General features: G+C 70.9%; 12 protein-coding genes and 1 tRNA gene. 8 read left to right on the top strand and 5 right to left on the bottom strand.

The annotated features are described in order from the left end of the window. The first annotated feature begins 28 nt into the window (after positions 1-28). The 6 genes from GHR20_RS26885 to GHR20_RS26860 all read left to right on the top strand — a co-directional run bounded on the left by GHR20_RS26885 (position 29) and on the right by GHR20_RS26860 (position 6,832). The gene (locus GHR20_RS26885) at positions 29-517 is read left to right on the top strand and encodes a hotdog fold thioesterase (RefSeq protein ID WP_148027318.1); all 489 of its coding nucleotides are present in this window, start codon (positions 29-31) and stop codon (positions 515-517) included. 584 nt (positions 518-1,101) lie between these two features. Next, positions 1,102-2,325 (top strand): branched-chain amino acid ABC transporter substrate-binding protein, encoded by a 1,224-nt coding sequence (locus tag GHR20_RS26880; protein WP_187279371.1) that lies wholly within the window; start codon positions 1,102-1,104, stop codon positions 2,323-2,325. Positions 2,326-2,433: 108 nt separating this feature from the next. Beyond that, a complete protein-coding gene (locus GHR20_RS26875) occupies positions 2,434-3,363 on the top strand; it encodes a branched-chain amino acid ABC transporter permease (RefSeq protein ID WP_111582470.1) in 930 nt (309 codons plus the stop codon). A 5-nt stretch (positions 3,364-3,368) separates the two neighbouring features. Continuing rightward, positions 3,369-5,141 (top strand): branched-chain amino acid ABC transporter permease, encoded by a 1,773-nt coding sequence (locus tag GHR20_RS26870; RefSeq protein ID WP_153814621.1) that lies wholly within the window; start codon positions 3,369-3,371, stop codon positions 5,139-5,141. 6 nt (positions 5,142-5,147) lie between these two features. After that, entirely contained in the window at positions 5,148-6,119 is a 972-nt protein-coding gene (locus GHR20_RS26865; protein ID WP_148027319.1) for an ABC transporter ATP-binding protein, read from the top strand. Continuing rightward, a complete protein-coding gene (locus GHR20_RS26860) occupies positions 6,116-6,832 on the top strand; it encodes an ABC transporter ATP-binding protein (RefSeq protein ID WP_148027320.1) in 717 nt (238 codons plus the stop codon). The genes GHR20_RS26865 and GHR20_RS26860 overlap by 4 nt, the downstream gene beginning before the upstream one ends. Positions 6,833-6,906: 74 nt before the next feature. Here GHR20_RS26860 and GHR20_RS26855 read toward each other — a convergent pair whose 3' ends face one another. Continuing rightward, complete coding sequence (locus GHR20_RS26855; protein ID WP_037653222.1) at positions 6,907-7,563, bottom strand: response regulator; 657 nt, start codon at positions 7,561-7,563, stop codon at positions 6,907-6,909. A gap of 100 nt (positions 7,564-7,663) precedes the next feature. Between GHR20_RS26855 and GHR20_RS26850 the strand changes: the two genes are divergently transcribed. Continuing rightward, positions 7,664-7,738 (top strand) — tRNA-Leu (locus GHR20_RS26850). A gap of 96 nt (positions 7,739-7,834) precedes the next feature. Here the strand turns inward: GHR20_RS26850 and pyk are convergent. The 3 genes from pyk to GHR20_RS26835 form a co-directional block, all read right to left on the bottom strand. Further along, positions 7,835-9,274 carry a pyruvate kinase gene (gene pyk / locus GHR20_RS26845; protein WP_153814620.1) on the bottom strand — a complete coding sequence of 480 codons (1,440 nt, stop codon included), beginning with the start codon at positions 9,272-9,274 and terminating at the stop codon, positions 7,835-7,837. 127 nt (positions 9,275-9,401) lie between these two features. Next, positions 9,402-10,853: a SidA/IucD/PvdA family monooxygenase gene (locus GHR20_RS26840; protein WP_153814619.1), complete on the bottom strand. Its 1,452-nt coding sequence runs from the start codon at positions 10,851-10,853 to the stop codon at positions 9,402-9,404. Beyond that, complete coding sequence (locus tag GHR20_RS26835; protein ID WP_153814618.1) at positions 10,850-12,208, bottom strand: aminotransferase class V-fold PLP-dependent enzyme; 1,359 nt, start codon at positions 12,206-12,208, stop codon at positions 10,850-10,852. The genes GHR20_RS26840 and GHR20_RS26835 overlap by 4 nt, the downstream gene beginning before the upstream one ends. A 179-nt stretch (positions 12,209-12,387) precedes the next feature. Between GHR20_RS26835 and GHR20_RS26830 the strand changes: the two genes are divergently transcribed. Next, on the top strand, positions 12,388-12,933 hold the full coding sequence (locus GHR20_RS26830; RefSeq protein WP_194859000.1) for a GNAT family N-acetyltransferase: 546 nt from the start codon (positions 12,388-12,390) through the stop codon (positions 12,931-12,933). A gap of 496 nt (positions 12,934-13,429) precedes the next feature. Here the strand turns inward: GHR20_RS26830 and GHR20_RS26825 are convergent, their stop codons facing one another. Further along, complete coding sequence (locus GHR20_RS26825) at positions 13,430-14,254, bottom strand: NAD(P)H-binding protein (protein WP_153814616.1); 825 nt, start codon at positions 14,252-14,254, stop codon at positions 13,430-13,432. Positions 14,255-14,321 lie beyond the last annotated feature (67 nt).

The raw sequence follows: 14,321 nt of genomic DNA, 5'->3' as shown, positions 1-14,321 counted from the left end.
ACAGGCGCACGACGAACGGAGCCGGCTCATGGGCGAGCAGCAGCAGGTGCAGTTCCCGCAGGAGGTCATCGAGGAGTACGCGGCGCTCGGTGTGGACCTGCCCGCGCTGTTCTCGGCCGGTGACCTCGGCACGCGGATGGGCGTGGAGATCGTGGAGGCGTCCCCGGAGAAGGTCGTCGGCACGATGCCGGTGGAGGGCAACACCCAGCCGTACGGCCTGCTGCACGGCGGCGCCTCGGCGGTGCTCGCGGAGACGCTGGGCTCGATCGGCGCGATGCTGCACGGCGGCAGCACCAAGGTCGCGGTCGGCGTGGACCTCAACTGCACGCATCACCGCGGGATCCGCTCGGGCCTGGTGACCGGTGTGGCCACGCCCGTGCACCGGGGCCGTTCGACGGCGACGTACGAGGTCGTCATCAGCGACGAGCAGGGCCGCCGGGTGTGCAGCGCCCGGCTGACCTGCCTGCTCCGTGATCTTGGAAAGCAGAGCGGCGAGCAGGCGCCCGCCGCGGTCTGACGCTCCCTCACAAAAGGCCCGGTCCGCTCCCCAAAAGGGGTGCGACCGGGCCTTTTTGTCACCGATGCGGCGTCATCCCCCGCACGGAAAAGTGGAATTCTTTCGTCCGGGCGGTACGACCCCTTGACGGCCGCCGGGAGCGGGGCGGGGATATCGGCATCCGGCCGCGCGAAATTGCTGTACACCGCACCTTTCTTTTCCGGCGTAACGCTGCGTAACGCGCGCGCAATAAGCACCCCTCGCGTCCCCTCCGGGGGCGCACCCCTGGGTGATCTTCCCCGGGCGCCCCGGGGCCACGGCGCCCACCGGCCCGCGACCTCGGCTCGAGGGCCAACCGGAAGTGCGCATTCTCAAAATGTGGACCGAGCGGAAATTCCGCCAAATCGGCCGAGAGTATCCCCGGCGGAACTTTCCCGTCCACGCCGTCATAACAAGAAAGTCACAAGGACGCCTACGGCGCTGCCCAGGTCTCCATAGCGGGCTTAGAGTCACGGCCAGTCACCGCTCCAACGGGAGTTCGGTACCAACGCGGCTTCATGCCGTCCCGTTCCAGGGACCGCTCATGCCTGCGGAAAGGATCGATTGTGCGACAGCGTTCTCTGGTGATTCTTACCTCCGTTCTGACGACCGGGGCTCTGACTCTCACCGCCTGCGGCTCCCGCAACAATGACAGCAAGGGCGGCGACAACGGCGACGTCACGGTCACCATCGGCGTGGACGCCCCGCTGACCGGCCAGAACTCCGCGACCGGCCTCGGCATCCAGTACGGCGCGCAGATAGCGGTCGACGACGCGAACAAGAACAAGACGGTCCCCGGTGTGACCTTCAAGGTCAAGGCGCTGGACGACAAGGCGATCCCGGCCACCGGCCAGCAGAACGCCACCCAGCTGGTCGCCGAGAAGGACGTCCTCGGCGTGGTCGGCCCGCTCAACTCCGGTGTGGCCACCCAGATGCAGCAGGTGCTGGACACCGCCAACCTGGTGGAGATCTCCCCGTCGAACACCGCTCCGGAGCTGACCCAGGGCAAGAACTGGCAGACCAAGAAGGTCCGCCCGTTCAAGAACTACTTCCGCACCGCGACCACCGACGCCCTCCAGGGCGCGTTCGCGGCGGACTACGCCGCCAACGGTCTGCACAAGAAGAAGGCGTTCGTCGTCGACGACAAGCAGACCTACGGCGCCGGCCTCTCCAAGATCTTCAAGGAGCAGTTCGCCAAGCAGGGCGGCAAGGTCATCGGCACCGACCACGTCAGCGTGGGCGACCGCGACTTCTCCACCCTCGTCACCAAGATCAAGAACTCCGGCGCCGACATCCTGTACTACGGCGGCCAGTACGACGAGTCCCAGGTGCTGACCAAGCAGCTCAAGGACGCCGGCGCCAAGATCCCGCTGTTCGGCGGCGACGGCATGTTCACCCCGACCTACATCAACACCGCCGGCAAGGCCGCCGAGGGCGACCTCGCGACCTCCATCGGCGTCCCGGTCGACACCCTGCCCGCCGCCAAGGACTTCGTGGCCACCTACAAGGCCAAGAAGTACCCCGGTGACTACGGCACCTACGGCTCGTACTCCTACGACGCCACCACCGCGATCATCAAGGCCGTCGGCCAGGTCATCAAGGACGGCAAGCTCCCCGACGACGCCCGCGCCAAGGTCGTCGACGCGGTCCAGCACAACTCCTTCGACGGTATCTCCGGCAAGATCTCGTTCGACGAGTTCGGTGACACCACCAACAAGCAGCTGACCGTCTACCAGGTCGTCAACGGTGCGTGGAAGTCCGTCAAGAGCGGCGTCGCCAACCCCAAGTAGCCCGCGGCACACATCGCGACTCCAGGGCCGCGCGGCACCGACCACCGTCACCGCGCGGCCCGCCCTCTACCGCCCCCTTGACTCTCCCCACCACATGGAGGCCATGCGGTGAACACCCTGCCGCAGCAGCTGGCCAACGGGCTGTTCCTCGGCTCGATGTACGGTCTGATCGCCATCGGATACACGATGGTGTACGGCATCGTCCAGCTCATCAACTTCGCTCACGGCGAGATCTTCATGACGGGAGGCTTCGGCGCCCTCACGGTGTATCTCGTCCTGCCGGACGGCGTATCCATGTGGATAGCCCTGCCGGCGATGCTCGTCGGCGGCGCCCTGGTCGCCGTACTCATCGCCGTCGGCGCCGAACGCTTCGCCTACCGGCCGCTACGCGGCGCGCCACGCCTGGCGCCGCTCATCACGGCCATCGGTCTCTCGCTCGCGCTCCAGCAGCTCGTGTTCAACCTGTACCCGAACGCCAAGTCCGCCCGGGTCTTCCCCCAGCTTCCCTTCGGGCCCTACCACCTGGGCTCGGTCACCGTGCAGAGCGGCGATCTCTTCCTGATCATCGCGGCCCCGGTGTGCATGGCGATCCTCGCCTTCTTCGTGCGGCTCTCGCGCACCGGCCGCGCCATGCAGGCCACGGCGCAGGACCCGGACACCGCCCAGCTGATGGGCATCGACACCAACCGCATCATCGTGATCGCGTTCGCCATCGGCGGCCTGTTCGCGGCGGTCGCGGGCACCGCGTACGGCCTCAAGTACGGGGCCGTCGACTACCAGATGGGCTTCCTCGCCGGTCTCAAGGCGTTCACCGCGGCGGTCCTCGGCGGCATCGGCAACATCTACGGCGCCATGCTCGGCGGTCTCGTCCTCGGACTCGCCGAGGCCATGGCCACCGCCTACATCGCGGACATCCCCGGCATGCACCAGCTCGGCGGCCAGGGCTGGGCGCCGGTCTGGGCCTTCGTCCTCCTCATCCTCGTACTCCTCTTCAGGCCACAGGGCCTGCTCGGCGAACGCGTCGCGGACAGGGCGTGAGCACCATGACCGACACCTCTCTCCAGACCCCGGCGGAGCGCGGTCCCCTGCCGCTCCCGGCCGCCGTGGCCCGGCCGCTCATCGCCGTCGGCGCCGTCGGCACCATCGCCAGCGCCTTCATGAGCTGGACCTGGACGCCCGACTTCCCGGGCAACCTGACCATCTACGGCTACCCGGCCGGACTCCAGATCCTGGCCCTGGTCGCCGGCGCGCTCACCCTGCTGTACGCGCTCGCCCTGTGGCGGGTGAAGGGCCTCGGCTGGCTGAACCCGTCGGGCGCCACCAGCCCGGTGTTCCTGACCGCCCTGTCGGCGTTCGCCGTCTGCTGGTTCACCGGTATCGCCATCGCCGTCGATCTCGGCGGCCTGGTCAACCTCGACCCGGGCGCGTTCGTCGCGATGGTGGCCTCCCTGCTTCCCGTGCTCGGCGCGCTCGCCCTGCCGCACCCGGCCCCGGGCACCGGTCTCAAGGGCTATCTCACCAAGCCCGACCAGCCCCGCCCCGGCACCCTGTCGCCGCTCATGGAACGCGCCGCCGTCACCGTCGGCACCGCCGTCGGCCTGGTGGTCTTCACCTACGGCATCGGCATCGACGACGACGACAGCGAGACCTTCATCGGCTTCCTGCTGATCTGCGTCTTCGCCGCCTGGGGCCTGGTGCACGCCGGACTCCTCGACCGGTACACGACGATGTCCACCCGCCACAAGGGCTTCGCGGCCTGCCTGGCGTTCGTGGCCGCCGTGATCTTCCCGTTCACGCAGAGCAACGACCACAACGCCAACATCGGCGTGAACATCCTCATCTTCGCCACCGTCGCGCTCGGCCTGAACATCGTCGTCGGCCTCACCGGTCTGCTCGACCTCGGTTACGTCGCGTTCCTCGGCGTCGGCGCCTACGCGGCCGCCCTGGTCTCCGGCTCCGAGTACTCGCCCTTCCAGGTCCATTTCCCCTTCTGGGCCGCCGCGCTCACCGGCATGGCGGCCTCGCTGGTCTTCGGTGTCCTGATCGGCGGTCCGACGCTGCGGCTGCGCGGTGACTACCTGGCCATCGTGACGCTCGGCTTCGGAGAGATCTTCCGCATCACCGTCAACAACCTGGACGGCGACTCCGGTCCGAACGTCACCCGCGGGCCCAACGGCATCACCCAGATCCCCGACATCCAGCTCTTCGGGTTCAACCTGGGCGACTCCCACACGCTCGGCTCCTTCACCCTCGGCCGGTTCGCCAACTACCTGTTCCTGATGCTGATCATCACGGCCATCGTGGTGCTCGTCTTCACCCGTGCCGCCGACTCCCGTATCGGCCGCTCCTGGATCGCCATCCGCGAGGACGAGACCGCCGCGACCGCCATGGGCATCAACGGCTTCCGGGTCAAGCTGATCGCGTTCGCGCTCGGCGCCTCCCTGGCGGGCCTGGCCGGCACCGTGATGGCGCACGTGAACTACAGCGTCAACCCGCAGCCGTACCAGTTCGCCGGCGCCGCCCCGCCCAACTCGGCCTTCCTGCTGGCCGCCGTCGTCCTCGGCGGCATGGGCACCGTCAGCGGCCCGCTGCTCGGCGCCAGCCTGCTCTACCTCATCCCGGAGAAGCTCCAGTTCATGCAGAACTACGAGCTGCTCGCCTTCGGTGTGGCGCTGATCCTGCTCATGCGCTTCAGGCCGGAGGGCATCATCGCCAACCGCCGCCGCAAGCTGGAGTTCCACGAGACCGGCCAGCTCGACGTACCGGCACAGACGACGCTGTCCGAGGACGCGGTCGTCACCAAGGCAGGGGCGTAAGGAACCATGACGACACCTGTACTCGAAGCCCGTGACGTCACCATGCGGTTCGGCGGTCTGACCGCCGTACGGTCCGTGGACTTCACGGTGAACAGCGGCGAGATCGTCGGCCTGATCGGGCCGAACGGCGCCGGCAAGACCACCTTCTTCAACTGCCTCACCGGCCTGTACATCCCCACCGAGGGCACCGTCGCCTACCAGGGCAAGGTGCTGCCGCCCAAGCCGCACCTGGTGACGCAGGCGGGCATCGCGCGGACCTTCCAGAACATCCGGCTCTTCGCCAACATGACCGTTCTGGAGAACGTCCTGGTGGGCCGCCACACGCGGACCAAGGAGGGCCTGTGGTCGGCGCTGCTGCGCGGCCCCGGCTTCCGCAAGGCCGAGCGCGAGTCCGAGGCGCGGGCCCTGGAGCTCCTGGAGTTCGTCGGCCTCGCCGGCAAGCGCGAGCACCTGGCGCGCAATCTGCCCTACGGCGAGCAGCGCAAGCTGGAGATCGCGCGGGCGCTCGCCAGCGAACCGGGCCTGCTGCTCCTGGACGAGCCGACGGCGGGCATGAACCCGCAGGAGACCCGGGCCACCGAGGAACTGGTCTTCGCCATCCGGGACATGGGCATCGCCGTCCTCGTCATCGAGCACGACATGCGGTTCATCTTCAACCTGTGCGACCGCGTCGCCGTGCTCGTGCAGGGCGAGAAGCTGATCGAGGGCACCTCCGAGGTCGTCCAGGCCGACGAGCGGGTCATCGCCGCCTACCTGGGCGAGCCCTTCGAGGGCGAGCCGGGCGAAGCGGAGGCCGCCGAGGTCGAGGCGGCTGAGGCCGGCGTGGCCACGGCCGGAACCGTGGCCACGGCGAAGGCCGCGGCGACCGCGGCCGACACCGCGCGCGCGGGCACGGCCGAGGGCGAGGCGACGGAGGCCGGCGCGGCCGAGGTCGAGGCGGCTGGTTCCGCCGACAGCACAGAGGGAGAGACCCAGTGACCGCACTGCTGGAGGTCGAGGACCTCAGGGTCGCCTACGGCAAGATCGAGGCCGTCAAGGGCATCTCGTTCAGCGTCGAGGCCGGCCAGGTCGTGACCCTCATCGGCACCAACGGCGCCGGCAAGACGACCACCCTCCGCACCCTGTCCGGGCTGCTCAAGCCGGTCAGCGGCAAGATCCTGTTCGACGGCAAGCCGCTCACCGGCGTCCCCGCGCACAAGATCGTCGCCCTGGGCCTCGCCCACTCCCCCGAGGGCCGGCACATCTTCCCGCGGCTGAGCATCGCGGAGAACCTCCAGCTCGGCGCCTTCCTGCGCAAGGACAAGGACGGCATCGAGCGGGACATCCAGCGCGCCTACGACCTCTTCCCGATCCTGGGCGAGCGGCGCAAGCAGGCCGCGGGCACCCTCTCGGGCGGCGAGCAGCAGATGCTGGCCATGGGCAGGGCGCTGATGTCCCGGCCCAAGCTGCTGATGCTGGACGAGCCGTCCATGGGTCTGTCGCCGATCATGATGCAGAAGATCCTGGCGACCATCGCGGAGCTGAAGTCCCAGGGCACCACCATCCTGCTGGTCGAGCAGAACGCCCAGGCGGCGCTCTCGCTCGCCGACCAGGGCCATGTGATGGAGGTCGGCTCGATCGTGCTCTCCGGCAGCGGACAGGATCTGCTGCACGACGAGTCGGTCCGCAAGGCGTATCTGGGCGAGGACTGACGCCCTTCTTGTACGACGGTGCCCGCGCCCCCTTCCGGAAGGGGGCGCGGGCACCGTCGTACGCGGGAGCGGGCTCAGCCGTTCTTGGCGGCCTTCTTCTCCTCGTTGTCCGTGATCACGGCCTCGGCGACCTGCTGCATCGACATGCGGCGGTCCATGGAGGTCTTCTGGATCCAGCGGAAGGCGGCCGGCTCGGTCAGGCCGTACTCGGTCTGGAGGATCGACTTGGCGCGGTCGACCAGCTTGCGGGTCTCCAGGCGCAGGGTGAGGTCGGCGACCTCCTGCTCCAGCTGCTTCAGCTCGGTGAAGCGGGAGACGGCCATCTCGATCGCCGGCACCACGTCGCTCTTGCTGAACGGCTTGACCAGGTACGCCATCGCACCGGCGTCCCGGGCGCGCTCGACCAGGTCGCGCTGGGAGAAGGCGGTGAGCATCAGGACCGGGGCGATGGACTCCTCGGCGATCTTCTCGGCCGCGGAGATGCCGTCCAGCTTGGGCATCTTCACGTCCAGGATCACCAGGTCCGGCCGGTGCTCACGGGCCAGCTCGATCGCCTGCTCGCCGTCGCCGGCCTCACCGACGACGGTGTACCCCTCCTCCTCCAGCATCTCCTTGAGGTCGAGCCGGATCAGTGCCTCGTCCTCGGCGATGACGACACGGGTCGTCAGCGGAGGCACGTGCGACTTGTCGTCGTCGGGCGCGTCTACGGGCTGGGGCGACTCGGCGGTCACGGGGGCTCCTCGTTCGGTGCAGGGCTACTGCTGACAAGAGCCTACCTAGCTACGGTATGGTGGACGCGCGGAGGGTCGGGGGAAACCTTTGATTCTGCGAGCCCCGGTAGCCCAATTGGCAGCAGGCAACGGATTCAAAACCCGTACAGTGTCGGTTCGAGTCCGACCCGGGGCACCTTTTCCTTGTTTTCCAAGGTCACCGGATTTCGTGATCCGCAGGTTTGTGCGGGCCCCTTTCACGAAGGGGCCCTTTTTCGTACCTGCCGGTCGCCTACGCCTCGGAGTCGTCGTCCTCGCCGATGCGGTGGACGCGGACCATGTTGGTGGAGCCGGAGACCCCGGGCGGGGAGCCCGCCGTGATCACCACGACGTCGCCCTTCTCGCAGCGGCCGTACCGCAGCAGCAGCTCGTCCACCTGGTCGACCATGGCGTCGGTGGAGTCCACGTGCGGGCCGAGGAAGGTCTCGGCGCCCCAGGTGAGGCTGAGCTGGGAGCGGGTGGCCGGCTCGGGGGTGAAGGCGAGCAGCGGGATCGGCGGGCGGTAGCGGGAGAGCCGGCGGGCGGTGTCCCCGGACTGGGTGAACGCCACCAGGAACCTGGCGCCGAGGAAGTCGCCCATCTCGGCGGCCGCGCGGGCGACCGCGCCGCCCTGGGTGCGCGGCTTGTTCCGCTCGGTCAGCGACGGCAGCCCCTTGGCCAGCATGTCCTCCTCGGCCGCCATGACGATCTTCGCCATGGTGCGCACGGTCTCGACCGGGTACTTGCCGACGCTGGTCTCGCCGGAGAGCATCACCGCGTCCGTGCCGTCGAGGACCGCGTTGGCCACGTCGGACGCCTCGGCGCGGGTGGGCCGGGCGTTGTCGATCATGGAGTCGAGCATCTGGGTGGCGACGATGACCGGCTTGGCGTTGCGCCGGGCCAGCTTGATGGCGCGCTTCTGGACGATCGGCACCTGCTCCAGGGGCATCTCCACGCCGAGGTCGCCGCGCGCGACCATCAGCCCGTCGAAGGCGGCCACGATGCCGTCCAGGTCGGCCACCGCCTGCGGCTTCTCGATCTTGGCGATCACCGGGAGGCGGCGGCCCTCCTCGGCCATGATCCGGTGCACCACCCGGGCGTCGTCACCGCTGCGCACGAAGGACAGGGCGATGATGTCGACGCCGATGTGCAGCGCCCAGCGCAGGTCCTCCTCGTCCTTCTCGGACAGGGCGGTCACGGAGACGGCGACGCCGGGCAGGTTGAGGCCCTTGTGGTCGGAGACCATGCCGCCCTCGACCACGCGGGTGCGCACCCGGGGGCCGTCGACGGCGGTGACCTCCAGGCAGACCCGGCCGTCGTCCACCAGGACGCGCTCGCCGGGGGCGACGTCCCCGGCGAGTCCCGCGTAGGTGGTGCCGCAGCGGTGGCGGTCGCCCTCCACGCCGTCCTCGACGGTGATGGTGAACTCGTCGCCGCGTTCAAGGAGTACCGGTCCTTCGGCGAACCGGCCGAGGCGGATCTTCGGACCTTGAAGGTCGGCGAGGATTCCGACACTGCGGCCGGTGTCGTCGGCAGCCTTGCGCACGCGCTGGTAACGCTCCTCGTGTTCGGCGCGGGTGCCGTGGCTGAGGTTGAAGCGGGCGACGTCCATTCCGGCCTCGACCAGTGCCTTGATCTGGTCGTACGAGTCGGTGGCGGGCCCCAATGTACAGACGATCTTTGCTCGGCGCATGGTTCGAGCCTAGGGCTTACCCGTCGGTAGAGATTCCGGGCCGCATGACCACTCAACAACCTTTACGTGAAGCCTTATTGACAAGTGTTGAATTGTGCGGACGGCCGCTCCTATGAGCGAATTCCGCTCACTTCTCTTCGACGAGCGGAGTGAGTTGCCGGGCGGAGTGCCGGGCCTGAGGGACGGCGGAATGCGGTTCGCGCAGGCCGAAGGTGGTGAAGGCCGTACGGGCCGGAAGGGGGTACGGGTCCTTTCCGGTGAGCGAGTTGAGAATGGTGGCGCCGCGCCAGGCGGCGAGGCCCAGGTCGGGGGCGCCGACGCCATGGGTGTGCAGTTCGGCGTTCTGGACGTAGACGGAGCCCGTGACCGAGGGGTCGAGGACCAGGCGGAAGTCCGCGTCGACGCGCGGCCGGTCGCCGGCGTCGCGGCGCACATAGGGGTCGAGCCCGGCGAGCAGCCGGCCGAGGGGCCGCTGCTGGTAGCCGGTGGCGAGGACGACGGCGTCGGTGGCGAGCCGGGAGCGGCTGCTCTCCTCCAGGTGCTCCAGATGGAGCTCGATCTTGTTGCTCGCGATCCGGCCCGCGGTGCGCACCCGCACGCCCGGGGTGAGGACGGCGTCGGGCCAGCCGCCGTCCACGGTGCGCCGGTACAGCTCGTCGTGGATGGCGGCGAGGGTGCCGGCGTCGACGGCCTTGTGCAACTGCCACTGGGTGCCGACCAGCCGGTCGCGGACGGGTTCGGCGAGGGCGTGGAAGTAGCGCGTGTAGTCGGGGGTGAAGTGCTCCAGGCCGAGCTTGGAGTACTCCATCGGGGAGAACGCGGGGCTGCGGCCGATCCAGTGCAGCCGCTCCTCGCCGGCCGGGCGGCGGCGCAGCAGGTCGAGGAAGATCTCGGCGCCGGACTGCCCGGAGCCCACCACGGTGATGTGCCCGGCGGCCAGCAGTTCCTCGCGGTGGTCGAGGTAGTCGGCGGCGTGTACGACGGGCAGGCCCTCGGCGTCGACCATGGGCTTGAGCGGGGCCGGCACATGGGGGACGGTGCCGACACCGAGGACCAGGTTGCGGGTGTAGGCGCGGCCGAGGGCGTCGGCCTCGCCGTCGGCGTCGAGCTGGGTGAAGTCGACCTCGAACAGGGCGCGTTCGGGGTTCCAGCGGACGGCGTCGACCTGGTGCCCGAAGCGCAGTCCTGGCAGGTTGCGGGCGGCCCAGCGGCAGTAGGCGTCGTACTCGGCGCGTTCGATGTGGAAGCGCTCGGCGAAGTAGAACGGGAACAGTCGTTCGCTGGTTCTGAGGTAGTTGAGGAAGCTCCAGGGGCTGGTGGGGTCGGCGAGGCTCACCAGGTCGGCGAGGTAGGGCACCTGGATGGTGGAGCCGTCGATGAGCAGGCCGGGGTGCCAGCTGAAGCCGGGCCGCTGTTCGTAGAAGACGGCGTCGAGTTCGGGCAGCGGCTGGGCGAGGGCGGCGAGGGAGAGGTTGCAGGGGCCGATGCCGATGCCGACCAGGTCGCGGGGGGCGTCGGGGTCGCGGCGGGGCAGCAGGGTGGTCCGGGGGGCCGTCTGGGGAGCCGGGTGGGGGGTCATCTGGGGGTGCTTCCTTCGACGAGTTTCAACAGGTGGGCCAGGTCGTCCGGCCGGGTGTGGGGGTTGAGGAGGGTGGCCTTGAGCCAGAGGCGGCCGTCGAGCCGGGCGCGGCCGAGGACGGCCCGGCCCTCGTGCAGCAGGGCGCGGCGGGCCTCGGCCACGGCGGCGTCGGTGGCCTCGGCGGGGCGGAACAGGACCGTGCTGATGACGGGCGTGTCGTACAGCTCGAAGCCGGGGTGTGCCTCGATGAGCGCGGCGAACTCGCGGGCCAGGTCGCAGACGTGGTCGACCAGGGCGCCGAGGCCGCGGCGGCCGAGGGTCCGCAGGGTGACGGCGGCCTTGAGGATGTCGGGGCGGCGGGTGGTACGCAGGGAGCGGCCGAGCAGGTCGGGGTGGCCGGCCTCGGTGTCGTCGTCCGCGTTCAGGTAGTCGGCCCGGTGGTGGAGTACGGCGAGTTCGGCCGGGTCGGCGACGGCGAGCAGGCCGGCGGCGACCGGTTGCCAGCCGAGTTTGTGCAGGTCGAGGGTGACGGTGTGGGCGGCGTCGAGTCCGGCGAGACTGGCGCGGTGCCGGTCGCTGAAGAGCAGTCCGCCTCCGTAGGCGGCGTCGATGTGCAGCCGGGCGCCGTGGGCCCGGCACAGGGCGGCGATCTCGGGCAGCGGGTCGATGAGACCGGCGTCGGTGGTGCCGGCGGTGGCGGCGACCAGGAGGGGGCCGGGGAGCGCGGTGAGGGCGGCGTCGAGGGCGGCCGGGTCGAGGGTGCCGCCGGGGGCCGGGACGAGCACCGGGTCGGGCAGTCCGAGCAGCCAGGCGGCGCGGGCCAGCGAGTGGTGGGCGGCGCCGCCGCAGACGAGCTGGACGCTGCCGTGGCCCGCCTCGCGGGCGAGCAGCAGGGCGAGTTGGTTGGACTCGGTGCCGCCGGTGGTGACCAGGGCGTCGGCCAGTCCGGCCGCCCGCGCGAGGGCCCGGGTGACGACGGCTTCCAGGGCGGTGGCGCCGGGGGCCTGGTCCCAGGAGTCGAGGGAGGGGTTGAGCGCGCTGACCGCGAGGTCGGCGGCGGTGGCCACGGCGAGGGGCGGGCAGTGCAGATGGCCGGCGCACAGCGGGTCGGCGGGGTCGGCGGCGCCCTCGGCGAGCAGCCGGACGAGAGCGCGCAGGCCGTCCGGGTCGCCCTCCTCCGGCAGTACGTCCCCGAGCGCGTCGGCGACCTGCCGGGCGGTCGCCTCGGGTCCGCCCGCGGGCAGGGGCCCGCCGCGCGCCTTGCGGCCTTCCGCCAGCGCGTCCAGCACCGTGTCCAGGAGGGGGCGGAGGGCGTCCGGGCCGTACGGGCCCGAGGCGAGGGACTGGGTGGGCATGGGCTGGCCTCCGCTCTCGGGGCTGCTCGGGGGCGTGCCGCGTGGGCTCCGGGTGGTGCGGGAACAGGGGCGGGTGTCCCGTACGTCCAACGAGCGGAACCCGCATGTGGGTACTGCCGTACGGGGAAAACTTGTCGGAGCGGGGGGATCCGCGAAGATCTGCCACTACCGTCGGCCGGATGGTGGACACGTGGATGCTCGAAGTGCCCGGCGAACGGGTGGTGGTGCGGGAACTCGCCCCGGCGGACGAGGCGCCGCTGATCCGGCTGTTCGAGGAGTGCGAGGACTGGTTCCTGGCGGCCACCGGGCTGCCGTCGGCGCCGGGCGATGTGCAGAGCCTGTATTACGGCCTGCCCGAGGGCGCGCACCCCGAGGACAAGGTGCTGCTGGTGCTGGAGCGGGACGGGGTGGTCGCGGGCGTCGTGGACGCGGTGCGCGAGCACCCCGAGCCGGGCGCGATCGCCGTCGGCCTGTTCCTGCTGGCCCCCTGGGCCCGGGGGCGCGGCCTCGGCCACCGCCTGGCCCGCTCCCTGCTGGCACGGGCCGGGGACCCGCCCCTGGTGACGGCGACGGTGCCGCCCGGCTGGCACCCTGGCGAACGCTTCCTGGAACGGCTCGGCTTCAGCCTGGACCCGGAGCCCGGTCCGGGCAGCGCCAACCGCAGGCAGGGGCCGCGGGAGACGGCGGTGCGGCGGGCGGTGCTGAGGCGGGGCGGGGCCGTGTGAGGCGGGGGCCTGTGAGCTGCGGCGGGGTTGAGCCGGGGCGGGGCGTGTGAGCCGCAGCGACGCTGAGGGGTGGCGGAGGTTTGCGAGCCGCGGTGGCGCCAAGGCGGGGCGGGGGTTGGCGAGCTGCGTCGGAGCGGGGCGTGTGAGCCGCAGCGACGCCGAGGCGTGGCGGAAGTTTGCGAGCCGCGAGGGCGCCAAGGCGGGGCGAGGGTTTGCAAACCGCGGCAGCGCTGAGGCGGGGGCTGGGCTTGCCAGCCACGGCGGCGCTGAGCCGGGACGGGGGCTTGCGCACCGCGGCGGAGCCGAGGCGGGCCGGGGTTTGCGAGGCGTGACGGCGCCGAGGCGGCCCGGTGGCCGCACGCGCCGCTGAGCGCCAAGCCCCGAAATCGCCCTCCGGGGCCTGTCCGGCGGATCATGCCGGAGTCGCGACGAGCCCCCGCTCCCCCGCGCCGCTGAGGCACCGTCGGCCGACGCCCGGCTGATCCGCCGGACGGCCCTACGCGCCGAAGTCCGCCGCGTGGTCCCGGGCCCACCGGGCGAAGGTGCGGGCAGGGGTGCCCGTGATCCGCTCGACCGTGTCGGTGATCTCCGGGGGGACGCCGATGGTGTCCTCGAAGGTCTTCAGGAGACGGTCGAGCATGCGCGGGTCCAGATGGGGGAACAGCTCGGGGCCGGCCGCGGCGGGGTCGATCTCGACGAAGGTCAGCTCCTTGCCGACGGCCGCGCCGATCGCCGCGACCTGGTCGGCGTTGGTGGCCGCCTCCGGCCCGGTCAGGCGGTGTACGGCGCCCTGGTGGCCGTCGTCCAGGAACACGCGCTCGGCGACGGCGGCGATGTCGTCCTCGTGGATCGGCGCGGTGACCGCGTCCGCGTAGACGCCCCGGACGGTGTTCCCGGCGCGGATCTGGGCGGCCCACTGGAGGGCGTTGGTGGCGAACCCGTTGGGCCGCAGGAACGTCCAGTCCAGGCCGCTGTCGCGGATCAGCCGCTCGGCGGTGGCGTGCAGGACGTGGATGGGGTGGGTCTCGTCGGCGCCCTCCTGGACGATGCCGCTGGAGAGCAGGACGGCGTGGCGGACCCCGGCCGCGCGGGCCGCCGCCAGCAGGGGCTCGGTGACGGCCTGCGCGTAGAGGAAGACCCCGGTCACCCCCTCGAACTGGGCGGCCGGGTCCTCGGGACGGAACCGCACCACCTCGGCCCGCTCGGGCAGCGCGGCCCGCTCCGGATCGCGGGTCAGCGCGCGTACCGGCCGGTCCGCGGCGAGGAGTCGGTCCACCAGGGCGCGGCCCACGTTCCCGGTCGCGCCGGTCACTGCGATCACGATGTTGCCTCCCGGCTCGGTCGATCTTGTCGGTCCACCGAGCCTAGGAGGGTGCCCCGGGCGCCGC

Origin of the sequence: Streptomyces sp. SUK 48 (assembly GCF_009650765.1) — a bacterium.
Classification (GTDB): Bacteria; Actinomycetota; Actinomycetes; order Streptomycetales; family Streptomycetaceae; genus Streptomyces.
This window is presented reverse-complemented; position numbering and strand designations above follow the sequence as displayed.